Here is a 15,792-nt window from a genome sequence, read left to right on the forward strand (position 1 = left end):
GAGAATTATGAAGAAAATAAGTATATTGGTTGGAAGTCTGTTATGCATTCTGACAACGTCGTGTGACAAGTTTCTCGAATTAACGCCGCGTGATCAAAAGGTAGTCAGTACGATAGAAGATTATCGGGATATCATGGCTAGTTTCATGTACTACTTGAAAACACCGGATATGCCCCGACAGGAACGTATTTTCGGTATAGATGCCTTTACAGTACCTTTTCATTCGGAAGTTCATGGTAATCTTGCCGTATATACCGGAGAGGTGAATATCAATACAAATTCTTCCCAGTATTATGATAAGAAAGCTGGTGATTATACACAAACCGGAAAGAGTATGCAGACCTGGCTGATGAGCAACGAAGAAGCTTGGCGGCAGTATTATAATTTTTTAGGTCCCATTAACCTCATTATTTCAGATATCAGCACAGCGGAAGGGGACAATGAGCATTTGCGTAATTATGTGAAAGGTGAAGCACTTGTATGGAGGGCTTACACTTATTTTAAATTGCTGCAATATTATGCTCCTTATAAGGATAATAATTATGGAATTCCTGTCTATCTGACTCCTCAAATGGAGATAGGTACCACTATGCCGTCACGTGAGACGCAGCAAACTGTTTTCGGGCAAATATTTGCCGATTGTAGCGAGGCATTCGATTTGTTGGAGCAGACACCGACGAATGAGTGGAACTTTATATGGCGGAAAGATTTTATTCATGCTATGCTGGCAAGTGTCTATACATGGAAAGCGATGTCTGGTGCAGCGGTATCTTCCGATTGGGAGGATGCGGAGAAACATGCTGCAGAAGCTATGAAAGGACGGTCGTTGACGCATTCTGCGGAAATTCTGAAACGGGTATTCGACTGTTCAACGACAGCGTATACTGTAGAATTGACGAACGACGAGTTCTTTGTGAGAATTATGGACGGAGAATATACCAATGTCTGCGATTTGTATAGTACCTATCTGCAAGATTATGTAAGTGACGGAAGAATTTCTGCTGCCTATGCTTCTTTCTTTACTGACAGTGATATTCGGAAAAGTGTGTGGTTCAAAAATAATATGTATAATAATAAATACAATATGATGGGAGAAAACGGGAAATGCAGAGGTTGCCTGCTGCCTTTCCGTTTGGCGGAAATGTATCTAATCAAAGCCGAAGCATTATGCAGACAAGGAAAAGATGGAGAAGCACGCAATGTTTTGACTGATTTCTGTAATGCACGTTACACTTCTGCTCCTGAAGTGCCATCCGAACATGAAACATTGCTGAACGCGATTCTTGATGAACGTAAACGGGAGTTCTATCAGGAGGGGGATTTCCGTTGGCTGGATATGAAGCGTCTGGGTATCAGAATGGAACGGACAATCAGCGGTGAGAGACATCTGCTGGTTTCTGACGATTTCCGTTATAGTTTCCCTATTCCGGCACGGGAGATGAAGCTTAACAAGAATATGGTGCAGAATCCGGGCTGGGAGCAAATCATTATTTATTAACTCTTCAAAAAAGACTTTTATGACTAAGAAAACAATCATACGCTTTTTCGGAATGGCGTTGATGCTGCAAGCATTTTTGGCTTGTAGTCCTGACGATTATACTTATCATGACAACAGTGTCATGAGCATTGAAGATATAGATCATATAGAGTTGATAGCCAATCAGAAAATGGTGCTTGCTGACGGCAGGGCGCAATTAGAACTCTATCCTCGTTTATTTACCAAAGACAACTATCAGATTCCTGACGAACGGATACAGAACGATTGGCTGGAATATACTTCAGAATCAGGCATTGCCTTGCAACGTTATTTTTCTACCAGTGATGCTTCTCTTGTTGGAAAAACGATAACGGCAAAGTTGAAGATAAAAGGTACTCAATTGGAGTCCAATTCCGTATCATTTCAAGTGGTGGAACCGCTGGATCGGCAATATATGTCGGAAATACGCATTCCGGTTGTTTTTCATATCATCCAGACAACGGAAGATATAGAATCTTTTGGGGGAGCTTACAAACAGGAGCAGATAGAACAGGTACTTCGTAAACTGAATTATATGTTTAGCGGAGAAACCACGCAGAATCCCGTAGGGGTGGATACTCACATCCGTCTGGTACTTGCCGGCTATGACCCGGATGGCAGCCGGATGATGGAACCGGGTATCAACCGGTTCACGACGAAGGAAATTGACGCCACTAATAATTATGAGGATTTTCTGGCGGCACACCATCTGATATGGCCCGCCGAACAGTATATGAATATATGGCTTATTTCTGATCGTGGCAGTGTGAGCGGAACTTTCTCGAAAGTTAGTAACCGTTGTATACCTCAGTATGTTTCGGCAGATGTGCAAGGGATGCCTGAAGGTATTGAATGGAAAGAATATCAGGATGAATCTTTGCTTGCCAAAGACTTGGGGGTACTCTACAAATTGCAGGAACTGGATAAAATAGACCGGAACTTTAAAGTTAGCGAGTATGAACCGGGGTATAACGAAATAGGTTATTACATCGGGCGGTATTTGGGGTTATTGCCTACTTGTAATTATATGAGTAATGAGATTGGTACGGATTATTGTGATGACACATTGAATTATATAAGGGACGAATCTAAACCGGGAAGAAACGAAACATGGTATAAAGAAAGCGAAGGATGTTACTTCCGCGCGGAGAATATCATGGATGACCCGACAGGAGGACATTGCTCCGTTTCACGCGAACAGTGCATGAGAATGAGATGGGTGCTGAACAATTGCGTTGGGCGTTCGGCATGGAAATCGGGTTTTGCATTTGAAGGCAAATAAAAAAAGTATTGGAACATATTTATACTTAAACGAATGAATGATATGAAATATTCTATTTTTTCAGCCGTAGTCTGTATGTTGATGGGATGTATGGCTTGTACGGGAAATACCGGTTATAGAATTACCGGAACAGTGGAGAATGCACAGGAAGGTGACACAGTAGTCCTTCAGGAAGCGGTGAATGGAGATTTGTCTCCACTGGAAACAACTGTGGTCCGGAACGGAATTTTTACTTTTGAAGGAAAACAAGACTCTACGGTTTGCCGTTATATTACCGGCAAGATAGACGGACGTGAATATATGGTCGATTTCTTTTTGGAAAATGGCAATATCACTGTCTGTTTGACTAAAGAGGCTGTTTCCGCTACCGGAACCTATATTAATGATATCCACCAAAAAGTTCGTGAGGTGGTGGATAAGGCGGTTGCCGAAATAGATGAGGCTTATGCTTTCTTGCGCGATACAACCCTGACAGACGAACAACGTAAGGAGGGAGAACAACAGGTCAGGCTGAAGGAGGCGGCATACTATCAGATTGTCAAAGACTGTATGAAGCAACAAATTAACAATCTAGTCGGTGTTTCTCTTTTCAAACAAATGTATCGTGAAAATACGCTGGAAGAAAATGACTCATTATTACAACAAGTGCCTGCTATGTATCAGATGGATCAAACCATTATGAAAATCAAAGACAGGGTGGAGAATGGTAAGAACACAATGATCGGTAAAAAGTTTACGGATTTTGAACTACAGACTTTGTCAGGCGGGACAAAAAAACTTTCGGACTTTGCCGGTAAGGGAAAAGTCGTCTTGTTGGATTTCTGGGCTAGCTGGTGTGGGCCTTGCCTGAAAGAAATGCCAAACCTTGTGGCGGCTTATGACAAATATAAGAATAGAGGTTTTGAAGTGATAGGTATATCGCTGGATGAAGACGAAGAAGACTGGCGGGGTGCCGTAGAACATTTGAAAATCTCTTGGCCGCAACTGTCCGATTTTAAAGGATGGAAGTGCAAGGCTGCCAAATTGTATGCGATACAGAGTATTCCTTATACTGTGTTGATTGACAGAGAGGGAACGATTATAGACAGAGATCTTCGAGGGCAGAAACTTCAAAAAAAGTTGGAAGAAGTTTTAAAAGATTGACAAACGCTCTGCTCATAAACGAGCGTTGTTATATCTGATAAATACTTATTTTACAATACTACGAGCGAGAGTTCTGCTTCATTAAGGATTCTTGCTTGTAGTTTGTCCCGCTATTTGACAGGAAATTCAAAAGTTCCTTTTTTACCGTTTGATTTATCCTTTATTCCGGTATTCCAAAGGAGTCATTCCCGTATGTCTCTTGAAGTATCGACTAAAAAGAGAGATATTGGGAAAATTTAGTGCATCGGATATTGATTGTATGGAGGCACTTGATAGTTTCAACTGAGATTTGGCATCCATGATTACCATATATGAGATAAAATCTATGCATGTTCTTCCTGTTACCTGTTTGACTACTGTACACAAGTATACTTGGGTTACTCCCAGCTTTTCGGCATACCAGGCGACTTTTCTGTTTTGTACGTAATGATAGAATACTAATTGTGCGAAATTCCGGCATAACTGTTCATTTTTTGAAAGAGTTAATGTATCTGCCTCTCTGTGTTTATATAGTATGGATATGCCGGTGTGTGCGTTTAAGTGTATATTGTATGTGACTCTCTTCCTCGTTTTCTCATCCATTGATAGGTATAACTGCCGTAAAAACATAAAATGAGTTTTTATCATATTGGCTTCTGCCGGCTTCAGGATTAGTTTTGCTTTTCCTAGTGCGACATATAAAGTTTCGGGTATGATATTTTCGGGAATACGATGTTCTATATAGTGTTGTGAAAATCCTAGAATATGAAATTCTGAGTTATTGTCTACCCTGTGAATTTGTAATATACTTCCCGGGGTAAGTATAATCAGATCGTTGGCTTTTGCTGTTATTCGGCTTATATTGACTGTGGCTTCAATTTCTCCTTCCATACAAAGTAATAATAGCTCACATTTTAGACGTACGGGATGGTCGGAGTATTTTTTTAAGAAATCTTGGTTAACATTGGTGTATACAACCCAATCATCAGGTAAATCTATCTTTGGAATTTTCTTTTTCATATTTCTACTTTTGGTACAAATATAAGCATAAAAGTGAATAAATAATATTGCAGATTATTTTTTTATATGCTATGAAAGCAGAATATAATGAAGAGATTTATGGAAAAGAATTGCTCTTATTCTGAAAATATCTCTTTACTTTTGCATTAGCAAAACTATTTTTAAGAGTGCATAAAATGGGCTTTTCATTCTTTAAACAAATTTTTTCGGGGAAAAAGCAAAAGATAGAAAGGGTTGAACCGTCGGAACCATCCATGCAGTTTGTGTTGAACTATTCGGAAGGTCGTGAACAGACGTCACGAGTCTCCAAAGAAGAAATTCGGCGGGCGATCGATAATCTTGATGAATACGGGGACATATGGCTTAGTAACTGTCGTACTGTAATAACTCCTTACGGCAACTGTTCGGGGATATCGTGTATGGCTGTGCCGGATGGCAATCCGCAGGTTGCCGTATATTTCGCCATGGCTGACGGGTTGACGAGGTATGTCAGTGGTGGATATAGAACGGATGATATTGTCCGGATGTTCTATAATTACTTCGAACGGCTTGAAATTCCGGAAATCAGTGATTGGGAGAAAGGACATTACACTCCGGTGCCCCCTGACGATGAGCCGTATTATCTGTACGTGGACAACGAAGAATACAAATATATCACTTATGAAGATGTTTTAGCAGCTCTCGAGAATCTCGAAGCCGGTAAATGCGCTTCGATGTTGTTGAAGACTCCTGGCTGTCAGAACGGTTATCTGGAAGTGAGAGGGACGAAAGACGATTATATCGTTGAGACAGGAGGGAATAATGAAGAAGGGGATTGGGTGGTATTCATGACTCATGCTCCTTATATCGGGCGTGTCAGATATTGGCTTTACAATTATTATCATAAACGTGAATTTCCTCGGATGACGGATGAATGGACGGACATAACGGATGAAGTTGCCGACGATGAATAAAAGACTTTTTGAAAGAAAACGGATATATAATAACTTGTAACAATGAAACACAGTGAAACGGTAGCTGTTGCCATTGACAAAATATGGAAAAGCTACGACAAAGAACAAATGTGGGAAGGGTATGAACTTCTGCGTCAGGCAGCGGAAAAGGGAGATGCAGATGCTTGCTGTTATCTTGGACGGTGCCATTTGGGGGAAGAATTTGTCTGGTGCGGGGCGGAATTTCCCGTAGATGAGGAACTGGCATCCCGGTTGATAAAGGAGAGTGTGCGTCTGGGTAGTGCCGATGGGGTACTGTGTGCCTTACGTACCGGCAACTTGTCTCCCGCAGTTCAGAAAACGATGCCTTTCGCTTCGCTTGAGGAAGCTTTTACGGCGGTGATACAGCGAGCGCAGGAAGGAGATGCCTTTAGTCAGTATATGGTGGGAAACGTCCTGTTCTATGGCGATTATCTCGTTATTCGTGGTGACGAAGAAAGACGTAAGTACAATTCTGAAGATGAGTATTACGCTTTTGCTTATCCCATAGCGACACAATACTATGAAAACTCGTTCAAAAATGATTTGCCTGCTGCGTTCGGCAATTATCGTACGATTTATGAGTCCGGACTGGCGGATATTGATGAAGAGGTATACGAAAACTATCTGAAACAGCTTGCTGATACAGGTGATCCGCTTACTTGCAATGACTATGGCAAGTTGTTGGAAGATGAGTATGATGATGCGGAAGGAGCCTTCCATTATTATTCGATGGCAGTGGAGCGCGGGGATGTCCAGTCCGCCTATAATGTGGCTGTGTGTTACGGAACCGGTTATGGCGTTGATGAAGATTTGGATAAGGCCTTTGAGAATTATATGATAGCAGCGGAGGCAGGCAACGCAAAAGCACAGTTCCAGATAGGAAACTTTTATTTTGAAGGGCGTGGCAATATTGCGCAGGATTATGCTAAGGCGGTGGTATGGTTGAATAAAGCGTATCAAAATATGGATGCTGAGGATTCCTGGCAACCGGCAGCTGAACTTGCCGTCTGTTATCAAAATGGTCTTGGTACTTTTCAGGATGATGATGCCGCTTTCGAATTCCTTTCCGAGATAGAAGAGAATGATATGCTTGATGAAGTGTGGAAGCCTCTTGATGCCATGGTATTGAACGCTCTCGGTGTTGCTTATGGATTCGGACGAGGGACAAAGCAGGATATACCTCAAGCGATAGAGTACTTCGATCGTGCTATAGAATATGATTCGGACGAGGCGAAAAGGAATAAGGCTTGCTTTAAGAAAACACTTTTCGGTGGTTGGAAGATGAGGTAGAGGGGCTCTTTCTCTGTTTGGCGCTCAATCAAGGGCGAGGGCGAAACCTGAAATATGATAATGTACAGGTGCTGGGATTACTCTCATGGCACTTGTACATCTTGAAATGTTTACTTAATATCCCAGATTCTGGTACTCACTGCCATTGGTGATTGTAGCAGTAAAAGTCGTGAAAAGGGGGAGGTAACGCATAATTCGGATGAAAGAACTGCCCAAGTCCGGATGCATATTTTTGGGATAAATTATTGTGATCAAAAAGAGTTGTTATTGTTCTGTTGCGATATGTGGCAATTCTTTCTGTATTTTCGCTTAATTTCTTGAGAATATAACTGTAAGATTCAATCGTTTCTTGATAGGTCATGTTATGTCGTACTGCTACACGTGAGATAGGTTCGCCAGTAGAAATGGCTAGGAATATTTCTTGTTGGCTGTCGTTGGTAATCAGTTGACTGAGTTCTTGAACAATGATATCTTTTTCCCTGACTAATATTCTAAAGATTCTTTCCCTAACTATTTAGTTTGGTGGGTGCCAGATAGGAAGTCAGACTATCATCGTCCAGCATGATTATACCGTCGATTTGACTCGTTTAACACAATAGCAGCTACATTATATAAAAGTGAGGAGATATTAAACTTCTATATTAATAGAGCTTCAAATGTTGCAGCAGAATCGTTGAATGTGAAAATTAAAAAGTTCAGAGCGAAGATTCTTTATTCACAATAAAACAAGAAGTACCACCAAATTTGAAGAAGAACCATAAAAACAGGTCTTGCCCTATTTCGGTGAGCTTCTTGGATAACTTCGCCATCCATTTTTCAAAGTCTTCATTGTCTATATACATTCTGCTTCATTTTTAAGTTAAACATTAAGATTCCCAATCGATTGATGAAGCAAAGTTCAGCAAATGGATGCAAATAAGTTGAGGGTGCCCTTTTCAGACACCCTCTTGCCGTACAAAATCATCATAAGTCATTGATAATTCTATACGATCAATTTCTTTACCATTAACAGAGCAAGAGAGTAGGTTGAATAACTTTGTTTCTAAGAAACGTTTCACTTATGCTTTAAATAGTTACGTTACATATACAATCATACATTTCATTTTTCTGCAACTATGAAAATTTCACTACTCGATGTGAAATTGTTTTTATCTAGTAAATCTTTATAAATTGAAACTTTACGAAATCCGACCTTTTTTAATATGTTTGTTATTTCGTTTTCCGAATAATACCTTTCCCAGATAATGAAATGTTTGATTGATCCTTCGAGTACTAAGTTATATTGGTATGCAAATACTTTATTCTTAGGATAATGGAAAGTTTGGCTCAATAGCAGGTATTCACTTTTATCCCAAAAACCACCGTGAGGTGCATATTCCCAACTTTTATTTTCTTGTCTATCACTAATTAACTTTTCCGAGAAAATATCAAAAATAAAAACTCCGCCATCAGTCAGTGAACAATATATATTATCCAGTAATCGGTCACGGTCACTATCTGAATGGGTTCCCATATCGCAATAGATCATGGTTATAGTATCGTATTTACCATTGGGATAATCATTAATGTAATCATTCAGAATATATTTAATTCCATTCTGTTTTCCCGTAGCATACTCTATTGAAGAATTATTAAAGTCAATGCCTGTTACATCATAATTTTCGTTTGCAAAAAGTGACGTATATAATCCTGGACCACATCCCAAATCAAGTAAATGGCTTTCTGATTTTGAATGTTTAAGCACAAAATTTACAATCTTTAAAATGGATTCTTGCTTTCGACTAGCTTCATCGGACTGAAAATCAAGATGTTTTTTTAATATTTGCTGCTGAATGTAAGGATCAGTCCAAATATTATGATTGGACTTTTCAAATAAAATTGGTTTTTTGTTGATGATTTCCATTTGTATTTTGAATATTTGTTATTAGAAAAATCCCATAGCGGGATCTGAAATACAACTATCCGTTACAAACATAAAAAATTACGCACCTTTTTCGGGCCAAAGATAATATTACTAAAATGTTAGAAATGATACGCAAACAAGTAACAGAAAGAGTTTCTGCTACAACTAAAAGCTTGTATGGATAGAATATCCGCGTATCTACATATAGAGTGTATTGATTCAGTGTGCTAAAATAGTGATTTCTCTTTAAATAGAGATCTATTTTAATGTTTTTCTGAAAACAAATTTAATGGGAACTCTTTTTTAGGTTTCGATAAAACATTCTATATATGAAAAAGAGTTATTTGCAACTTCCAAAATATTATAGTTGGCGCAAATAACTAAGTGGATTATTAGATTGTTTTTCAAATAATTAGTTTATGAATTTCTTTTATATGCAAGTGTAAATGAGCCCAATAGCCCTCTATCATATCTTTTCAGCATGACTTTTATTCCTTCAAAATCGCACCAATAACTATCCAATTTTGCTACATCTACAGACTGAATAACTTGAATGAGATGTAAATTATAAAACTTCCATAACTGGATTAAGTTAGCCCAATCCGCATTTTGATAATCTTGCAGAGCTATCCAAAGATCATTATCCTGACGATAATCGGGGAAAAAGCAGATCTTTGCTATATTGCAGACGAACCATTCGTTGATGATTGTTAGATGCCGAATCAAGCAAATGACCAAGTATTTGCTTGATGGTACGATTTTGTTTGTTTTTTCTTAGTGTTCTTCTACTGGCAAGTCGTTTAACACCTTTTTTTATCCGCTTCTGTTTCTTGGTTTACACAAATACCGCAGAACGTAGTGTTTATAATGAACAAAGCAGCTATCTGATTTAGATAACTGCTTGATTTTTAAGTGATCCGCCTGGGGCTCGAACCCAGGACCCCAACATTAAAAGTGTTGTGCTCTACCTGCTGAGCTAGCGAATCAATCCTTATTTGCAAATCAGTTATTTCCTGATTGCGGGTGCAAAGGTAGTGACTTTTATTTAATCTGCAAGTGTTTCGTAGAAAAAAGTTTCAATTATTTTTCTTCTTTACTGCTTGTCTATTGATTATCAGTAATTTCTGCTTCATCATATTTTATTTTTTCTTTGTTGATAATAAAGCGTTGGTAATAGGAAAGCATTAAAGTGGTTAAAGGTAACGCGATGATCATTCCTAACATTCCCATTAAAGACCCCCAAATAGAAAGAGATAAAAGGATGATGGCAGGATTCAGTCCGGTAATTTTTCCCATGATTTTGGGGACGAGGAGAGTGTCCTGTATAATTTGTACGATGGCAAAGACAGCCAATGCGCACGCGATGATAATCCAAAAGTTCTGTCCGGTATCGGCAGCCTTGAGGATAGCCAATACGACAGTGGGGAGGAAACCGATGATTTGCAGATAAGGAACCATGTTGAGAGCTCCGATGAAAAGTCCCAAGGCAATAGCCATCGGGAAATCAATAATCAGGAAACCGATACTGAAAAGAATACCTACGCAAAATGCAACCAGTGCCTGTCCACGAAAATATCTGTTCATGCCGTCCTGCACGTCATAAACCAGGTTGGAAGCGAATTTGCGGTATTTATTGGGGAGCAGGTGCAGCCATCCTTCGGCTATGGCTTCATAATCCAGTAATATAAAGATTACATATAATAATATGATAAAGGAAGCGAAGATACTGAACAGAATATTGAGTGATTCTGCAAGCAAAGCCCACATTCTAGGTACAGTTTCTTTGATTGCGGCAAGGATGTTCTCTTCACTCAGCATTTTGTTCAATGCCACCAAATCGAGGTTCTCATGGACAAATTCGGAAAGCGTCTTGGGGACGTTGCTGCCACCGCCGTTTGTGAGATAGCTTACCAATAAATCATTCATCCTGCCTATTTCGGAAACCATAGGCGGGACTAACAGATAGAATAATGCCACTCCCACAACAGTGATCAGAAATAAAGCGCAGAAAATGGAAAGGATACGGCTTTTCAACTTCAGCCTGTATTGGAAGAACTTGACTAACGGATAGACCATATAGGCAATCAGCCAGGCAATAAAGAAAGGTAATAGCACTCCGCTCAGTCGTTCTACAAGCATTAAGACTCCTACCACCATCATGCATCCGATGGCACCACGTATAAAACTGTCGAATGTTATCTTCTTCCTTTCCATAGTTGTTTTCTGTTGAGTTTATATCTTTTGCCCGTCCTCTTCCAACGCCCGGAGATAGCATTGCCTGCAAAGAGGTTCATACTCCGCTGTTTCACCCAGAAGGACTTGCTTGTCGTTCTTGACTGTACGATGTGAGAATGATGCCAGATCTCCACATTTTACGCAGATGGCATGCACCTTGGATACTTCATCGGCTATGGCGCAAAGCTGTGGCATCGGTCCGAAAGGATTCCCTTTGAAGTCCATATCCAAGCCTGCAATAATGACGCGAACTCCATTGTTGGCGAGCTGATTACATACGTCTATCAGTCCGCTGTCGAAGAATTGCGCTTCGTCGATGCCTACCACATCTATCTCGGAAGTAAACAGAAGGATACTTGCCGATGAGTCGATAGGGGTGGAAGCGATGGAATGGCTGTCATGCGAAACGACATCCTCTTCCGAATAACGGGTGTCGATAGCCGGTTTGAATATCTCCACACGCTGACGTGCAAACTTTGCCCGTTTCATTCTGCGAATCAACTCTTCTGTCTTTCCTGAGAACATAGAACCGCAGATAACTTCAATTCGACCTCTTCTTTTGGTCTCCTGTATGTGGTCTTCTGAAAATAATACCATGTGATTTTGTGCTTTCTTGATTAAATAATGACTGCACAAAGGTAAACAATTCAATGTGCAAGAACTGTTAAAATATCCATTATTTTAAGTTATTGCATAAATTATTCCTACATTCGCACCATATTAATAATGGATAGACATGAAACAGAAGCTATTAACAGATATCGAACTGGATGTTCATGAGTTAAAGTGTCTCATGGAGTCTTTTTCCAAAGAGCCGAATCAGACTTTGTCTGAACTGTTGAAGCGGAGTATTGCGCGTATGCAGGGACGTCTGGATGAACTGTCGCAGGAAATAGGTTCTGTTGTGGTGAGTGATGTTCCTTCTTCCATCATAGAAGAAACAATAGTGGAAGAAAAAGAGATTGTTGTCTCTGAAGAACAGTCACCTGTTGTTATTCAATCCCCTCAGCCTGTTATTTCCGAAGAAGCCCCTGTTGTTATAAAGAAGGAAGAGCCAAAGTCCTCAGTGTTGGGAGAAAGTATCAAACTGGCTGCCGGTTTGCGTCATTCTATCAGCTTGAATGATTCTTTCCGTTTCTCACGCGAATTATTTAAAGGGGATACTGATTTGATGAATCGTGTGATTGAGCAGATATCAGTAATGGGTTCCTATAAAACTGCTGTCGCATTTCTTTCCTCGAAAGTTGAAATAGACGAAGAGAAAGAAGCGGTAGTTGACTTTTTGGAGTTATTGAAGAAGTATTTTAACCAATCAGCATAAACAAAAATATATGGGAAAGTTGTATGTAGTACCTACGCCGGTAGGAAATCTTGAGGACATGACCTTTCGGGCTATCAAAGTTCTGAAGGAGGTTGACCTGATTCTGGCAGAGGACACGCGTACCTCCGGTATCTTGCTGAAACACTTTGAAATAAAGAATGCAATGCAATCTCACCACAAATTTAATGAACATAAAACGGTGGAAAGTGTTGTTAATAAAATAAGGGGCGGTGCATCAGTTGCGTTGATTTCGGATGCCGGAACGCCTGGGATTTCGGATCCCGGATTCTTGGTGGTTCGTGAATGTGTACGCAATGGTATCGAGGTGCAATGCTTGCCGGGAGCAACGGCTTTTGTTCCGGCACTCGTAGCATCGGGACTGCCAAACGAGAAGTTTTGTTTCGAGGGATTTTTGCCCCAAAAGAAAGGACGTCAGACACGACTGAAGGCATTGGCAGAAGAACGCCGTACCATGGTGTTTTATGAATCGCCCCACCGTCTGTTGAAGACGTTGACACAGTTTGCCGAATATTTCGGTGCTGAACGTCAGGCAACCGTGTCGCGTGAAATATCCAAGCTCCATGAGGAGACGGTTCGCGGCAGCTTGGCAGAACTGATAGAACACTTTACCGCCACCGAACCACGGGGCGAGATTGTGATAGTATTAGCAGGAATAGACGATTAAAATAACTTCATTTAAAAACGTAAAACGTAAACGTATGAAAAAGTTAGCAGTTTTATTTGTATGCGCAGCCATGTTGGCTTCGTGTGATAGCTTTAAAGGTGGAAGCAAAGACCTGAAGGCTGAAAATGATTCTCTTTTGATGGAACTGACCCAGCGCAATGCTGAACTGGATGATATGATGGGAACTTTCAATGAAGTACAGGAAGGTTTCCGTAAGATCAATGCTGCCGAAAGCCGCGTGGACTTACAACGCGGGACGATTACTGAAAACTCAGCCAGCGCCAAACAGCAGATAGCTTCTGACATCGAGTTCATCTCTAAACAGATGGAAGAAAACAAGGCTCAGATTGCCAAATTGCAGGCTCAGTTGAAGAATAGCAGTTACAATTCTGCACAGATGAAAAAGGCTGTTGCCGCTTTGACTGCCGAACTGAACGCTAAACAACAGCGTATCGAGGAACTTCAGACAGAGCTGGCTTCCAAGAATATCCGTATTCAGGAACTGGACGCTGCTGTCAGCGACTTGTCTGCTGCCAAAGAAACATTGGTTGCAGAAAACGAAGCTAAAGCTAAAACCGTTGCCGAGCAGGAAAAGAGCTTGAACGCTGCCTGGTTCGTATTCGGAACAAAATCTGAATTGAAAGCTCAGAAGATCCTTCAGAGCGGAGATGTCCTGAAGAGCGCTGATTTCAACAAGGATTATTTCACTCAGATCGATATTCGTACAACAAAAGAAATCAAATTGTACTCTAAACGTGCTGAGTTGCTGACTACTCATCCTGCCGGTTCTTATGAATTGGTGAAAGATGACAAAGGTCAACTGACATTGAAGATTACTAATCCTAATGAATTCTGGAGTGTATCCAGATACTTGGTTATCCAGGTGAAATAAGGTAGGATTCCTTTTTAAGAATTGCCAATGTGCTGATTCCTGGATTCAAGAAATTAGCACATTGGCTTTTTTATTTTTTATATACACCCATTACTGCTGATGAAATATAAAAATCTGTTTTTTGATCTTGACGACACTATCTGGGCTTTCTCCCGCAATGCCCGTGACACTTTTGAAGAAGTATATCAGAAATATGCATTCGACCGTTACTTTGATTCGTTCGACCATTATTATACGCTTTATCAGAAACGTAACACCGAACTTTGGATTGAATACGGTGAAGGAAAGGTGACGAAAGATGAATTGAACCGTCAACGTTTCTTTTATCCTTTGCAGGCGGTAGGAGTGGAAGATGAAATCTTGGCCGAACGGTTCTCGAAAGATTTCTTTGCCATTATTCCTACTAAAAGCGGTCTGATGCCTCATGCAAAAGAGGTGTTGGAGTATCTTGCTCCTAAATATAACCTGTATATCCTTTCCAATGGCTTTCGTGAGTTGCAATCACGTAAGATGCGTTCGGCGGGTGTGGATGGTTATTTCAGGAAAGTGATTCTTTCGGAAGACCTCGGAGTGTTGAAGCCCCGCCCCGAAATCTTTAATTTTGCCCTGTCCGCCACCCAATCTGAGATGCGCGAATCGTTGATGATTGGTGATAGTTGGGAAGCGGATATTACCGGAGCGCACGGGATAGGAATGCATCAAGCCTTCTACAATGTGACGGAACGGGCTACTTTCCCTTTTCTTCCTACTTATCACATTCATTCTCTGAAAGAATTAATGAATTTATTATAAGTTCTCTGGATTAAGTCGTATTTTTGTTGCGTTTAATAAATGCATAAAAATACGATATAATCATGGATAGTGCACTTCTGCCTTTTGCTTTACTTTGCTTCACCTCGTTTTTTACATTGACCAATCCTTTGGGTACAATGCCTGTCTTCCTTACTATGACTCACGGGATGACAGAGAAAGAGCGTCAGTCTATCGTCCGTCGTGCCACTATTGTGTCGTTTATCACAATAATGGTTTTTGTCTTTACCGGTCAGTTCCTTTTTAAGTTCTTCGGTATCTCCACCAACGGATTCCGTATTGCCGGTGGAGTGATAATCTTCAAGATAGGCTTCGATATGCTTCAAGCCCGCTATACGCCGATGAAACTGAAAGATGAGGAAATCAAAACGTATGCGGATGATATTTCTATCACTCCGCTTGGCATACCAATGTTGTGCGGTCCTGGTGCGATTGCCAACGCCATCGTATTGATGCAGGATGCCCATTCTTATGAAATGAAAGGGATACTGATAGGTACTATTGCATTGATTTATCTGCTGACTTTCTTCATTCTTCGTGCTTCCACAAAATTGGTGAACGTCTTGGGTGAAACGGGAAATAATGTGATGATGCGTCTTATGGGATTGATTCTGATGGTGATTGCTGTGGAATGTTTCGTGAGCGGGGCGAAGCCGATATTGGTGGATATTGTGAGAGAGGGGATGGGTGGTTTTCTCAAATAATGACTCGGAAAAATAACTCCATATAGATTAAAATGTAA

Annotated in this window: 14 protein-coding genes, 1 tRNA gene and 2 pseudogenes; 10 read left to right on the top strand and 7 right to left on the bottom strand. The window is 40.5% G+C overall.

Annotated elements, in window-relative coordinates; translation table 11 throughout:
- Positions 1–7: 7 nt before the first annotated feature.
- From RDN93_RS02025 to RDN93_RS02035, 3 genes are read left to right on the top strand one after another with little or no spacing between them, the layout of a single operon-like run.
- Complete coding sequence (locus tag RDN93_RS02025; protein WP_308743999.1) at positions 8–1,498, top strand: RagB/SusD family nutrient uptake outer membrane protein; 1,491 nt, start codon at positions 8–10, stop codon at positions 1,496–1,498.
- Positions 1,499–1,517: 19 nt separating this feature from the next.
- Complete coding sequence (locus RDN93_RS02030) at positions 1,518–2,798, top strand: hypothetical protein (RefSeq protein WP_308744000.1); 1,281 nt, start codon at positions 1,518–1,520, stop codon at positions 2,796–2,798.
- Positions 2,799–2,840: 42 nt separating this feature from the next.
- Positions 2,841–3,941 carry a TlpA disulfide reductase family protein gene (locus tag RDN93_RS02035; protein WP_308744001.1) on the top strand — a complete coding sequence of 367 codons (1,101 nt, stop codon included), beginning with the start codon at positions 2,841–2,843 and terminating at the stop codon, positions 3,939–3,941.
- A 153-nt stretch (positions 3,942–4,094) separates the two neighbouring features.
- Here RDN93_RS02035 and RDN93_RS02040 read toward each other — a convergent pair whose 3' ends face one another.
- Positions 4,095–4,940 carry a helix-turn-helix domain-containing protein gene (locus RDN93_RS02040; protein WP_308744002.1) on the bottom strand — a complete coding sequence of 282 codons (846 nt, stop codon included), beginning with the start codon at positions 4,938–4,940 and terminating at the stop codon, positions 4,095–4,097.
- Between the two features lie 176 nt (positions 4,941–5,116).
- On the opposite strand from RDN93_RS02040, the gene RDN93_RS02045 reads away from it, so the two are divergent.
- Entirely contained in the window at positions 5,117–5,893 is a 777-nt protein-coding gene (locus tag RDN93_RS02045) for a hypothetical protein (RefSeq protein ID WP_308744003.1), read from the top strand.
- A gap of 42 nt (positions 5,894–5,935) precedes the next feature.
- On the top strand, positions 5,936–7,204 hold the full coding sequence (locus RDN93_RS02050) for a hypothetical protein (RefSeq protein WP_308744004.1): 1,269 nt from the start codon (positions 5,936–5,938) through the stop codon (positions 7,202–7,204).
- A 764-nt stretch (positions 7,205–7,968) separates the two neighbouring features.
- Here RDN93_RS02050 and RDN93_RS02060 read toward each other — a convergent pair.
- The 6 genes and pseudogenes from RDN93_RS02060 to RDN93_RS02085 form a co-directional block, all read right to left on the bottom strand.
- Positions 7,969–8,046 (bottom strand): annotated as a pseudogene (locus tag RDN93_RS02060) (DNA-binding protein); the annotation flags it as partial.
- Positions 8,047–8,303: 257 nt separating this feature from the next.
- Entirely contained in the window at positions 8,304–9,107 is an 804-nt protein-coding gene (locus RDN93_RS02065; RefSeq protein ID WP_308744005.1) for a methyltransferase domain-containing protein, read from the bottom strand.
- Positions 9,108–9,511: 404 nt separating this feature from the next.
- A pseudogene (locus RDN93_RS02070) lies at positions 9,512–9,924 on the bottom strand (DinB family protein).
- Positions 9,925–10,020: 96 nt separating this feature from the next.
- Positions 10,021–10,093 (bottom strand) — tRNA-Lys (locus tag RDN93_RS02075).
- Positions 10,094–10,211: 118 nt separating this feature from the next.
- Complete coding sequence (locus RDN93_RS02080; protein ID WP_308744006.1) at positions 10,212–11,321, bottom strand: AI-2E family transporter; 1,110 nt, start codon at positions 11,319–11,321, stop codon at positions 10,212–10,214.
- Between the two features lie 18 nt (positions 11,322–11,339).
- Complete coding sequence (locus RDN93_RS02085) at positions 11,340–11,939, bottom strand: thymidine kinase (RefSeq protein ID WP_277134362.1); 600 nt, start codon at positions 11,937–11,939, stop codon at positions 11,340–11,342.
- Between the two features lie 139 nt (positions 11,940–12,078).
- Between RDN93_RS02085 and RDN93_RS02090 the strand changes: the two genes are divergently transcribed.
- The 5 genes from RDN93_RS02090 to RDN93_RS02110 all read left to right on the top strand — a co-directional run bounded on the left by RDN93_RS02090 (position 12,079) and on the right by RDN93_RS02110 (position 15,754).
- The gene (locus RDN93_RS02090; protein ID WP_308744007.1) at positions 12,079–12,663 is read left to right on the top strand and encodes a hypothetical protein; all 585 of its coding nucleotides are present in this window, start codon (positions 12,079–12,081) and stop codon (positions 12,661–12,663) included.
- A gap of 10 nt (positions 12,664–12,673) precedes the next feature.
- A complete protein-coding gene (rsmI, locus tag RDN93_RS02095) occupies positions 12,674–13,348 on the top strand; it encodes a 16S rRNA (cytidine(1402)-2'-O)-methyltransferase (RefSeq protein WP_195408062.1) in 675 nt (224 codons plus the stop codon).
- Positions 13,349–13,382: 34 nt separating this feature from the next.
- Positions 13,383–14,240: a hypothetical protein gene (locus tag RDN93_RS02100; RefSeq protein WP_175628409.1), complete on the top strand. Its 858-nt coding sequence runs from the start codon at positions 13,383–13,385 to the stop codon at positions 14,238–14,240.
- Between the two features lie 99 nt (positions 14,241–14,339).
- Positions 14,340–15,032: a YjjG family noncanonical pyrimidine nucleotidase gene (locus RDN93_RS02105; protein WP_308744008.1), complete on the top strand. Its 693-nt coding sequence runs from the start codon at positions 14,340–14,342 to the stop codon at positions 15,030–15,032.
- 62 nt (positions 15,033–15,094) lie between these two features.
- Positions 15,095–15,754, top strand: a complete 660-nt coding sequence (locus RDN93_RS02110; RefSeq protein WP_308744009.1) for a MarC family protein — start codon at positions 15,095–15,097, stop codon at positions 15,752–15,754.
- The last annotated feature ends 38 nt before the right edge of the window (positions 15,755–15,792 follow it).

The organism is uncultured Bacteroides sp. (assembly GCF_902491285.1).
Classification (GTDB): domain Bacteria; phylum Bacteroidota; class Bacteroidia; order Bacteroidales; family Bacteroidaceae; genus Bacteroides.

Excerpts from the sequence above, each read along its gene's own strand:
- RDN93_RS02025 (WP_308743999.1), top strand. The coding sequence starts at position 8 with ATGAAGAAAATAAGTATATTGGTTGGAAGTCTGTTATGCATTCTGACA.
- RDN93_RS02030 (WP_308744000.1), top strand. The coding sequence starts at position 1,518 with ATGACTAAGAAAACAATCATACGCTTTTTCGGAATGGCGTTGATGCTG.
- RDN93_RS02035 (WP_308744001.1), top strand. The coding sequence starts at position 2,841 with ATGAAATATTCTATTTTTTCAGCCGTAGTCTGTATGTTGATGGGATGT.
- RDN93_RS02040 (WP_308744002.1), bottom strand. The coding sequence starts at position 4,940 with ATGAAAAAGAAAATTCCAAAGATAGATTTACCTGATGATTGGGTTGTA.
- RDN93_RS02045 (WP_308744003.1), top strand. The coding sequence starts at position 5,117 with ATGGGCTTTTCATTCTTTAAACAAATTTTTTCGGGGAAAAAGCAAAAG.
- RDN93_RS02050 (WP_308744004.1), top strand. The coding sequence starts at position 5,936 with ATGAAACACAGTGAAACGGTAGCTGTTGCCATTGACAAAATATGGAAA.
- RDN93_RS02065 (WP_308744005.1), bottom strand. The coding sequence starts at position 9,107 with ATGGAAATCATCAACAAAAAACCAATTTTATTTGAAAAGTCCAATCAT.
- RDN93_RS02080 (WP_308744006.1), bottom strand. The coding sequence starts at position 11,321 with ATGGAAAGGAAGAAGATAACATTCGACAGTTTTATACGTGGTGCCATC.
- RDN93_RS02085 (WP_277134362.1), bottom strand. The coding sequence starts at position 11,939 with ATGGTATTATTTTCAGAAGACCACATACAGGAGACCAAAAGAAGAGGT.
- RDN93_RS02090 (WP_308744007.1), top strand. The coding sequence starts at position 12,079 with ATGAAACAGAAGCTATTAACAGATATCGAACTGGATGTTCATGAGTTA.
- rsmI (WP_195408062.1), top strand. The coding sequence starts at position 12,674 with ATGGGAAAGTTGTATGTAGTACCTACGCCGGTAGGAAATCTTGAGGAC.
- RDN93_RS02100 (WP_175628409.1), top strand. The coding sequence starts at position 13,383 with ATGAAAAAGTTAGCAGTTTTATTTGTATGCGCAGCCATGTTGGCTTCG.
- RDN93_RS02105 (WP_308744008.1), top strand. The coding sequence starts at position 14,340 with ATGAAATATAAAAATCTGTTTTTTGATCTTGACGACACTATCTGGGCT.
- RDN93_RS02110 (WP_308744009.1), top strand. The coding sequence starts at position 15,095 with ATGGATAGTGCACTTCTGCCTTTTGCTTTACTTTGCTTCACCTCGTTT.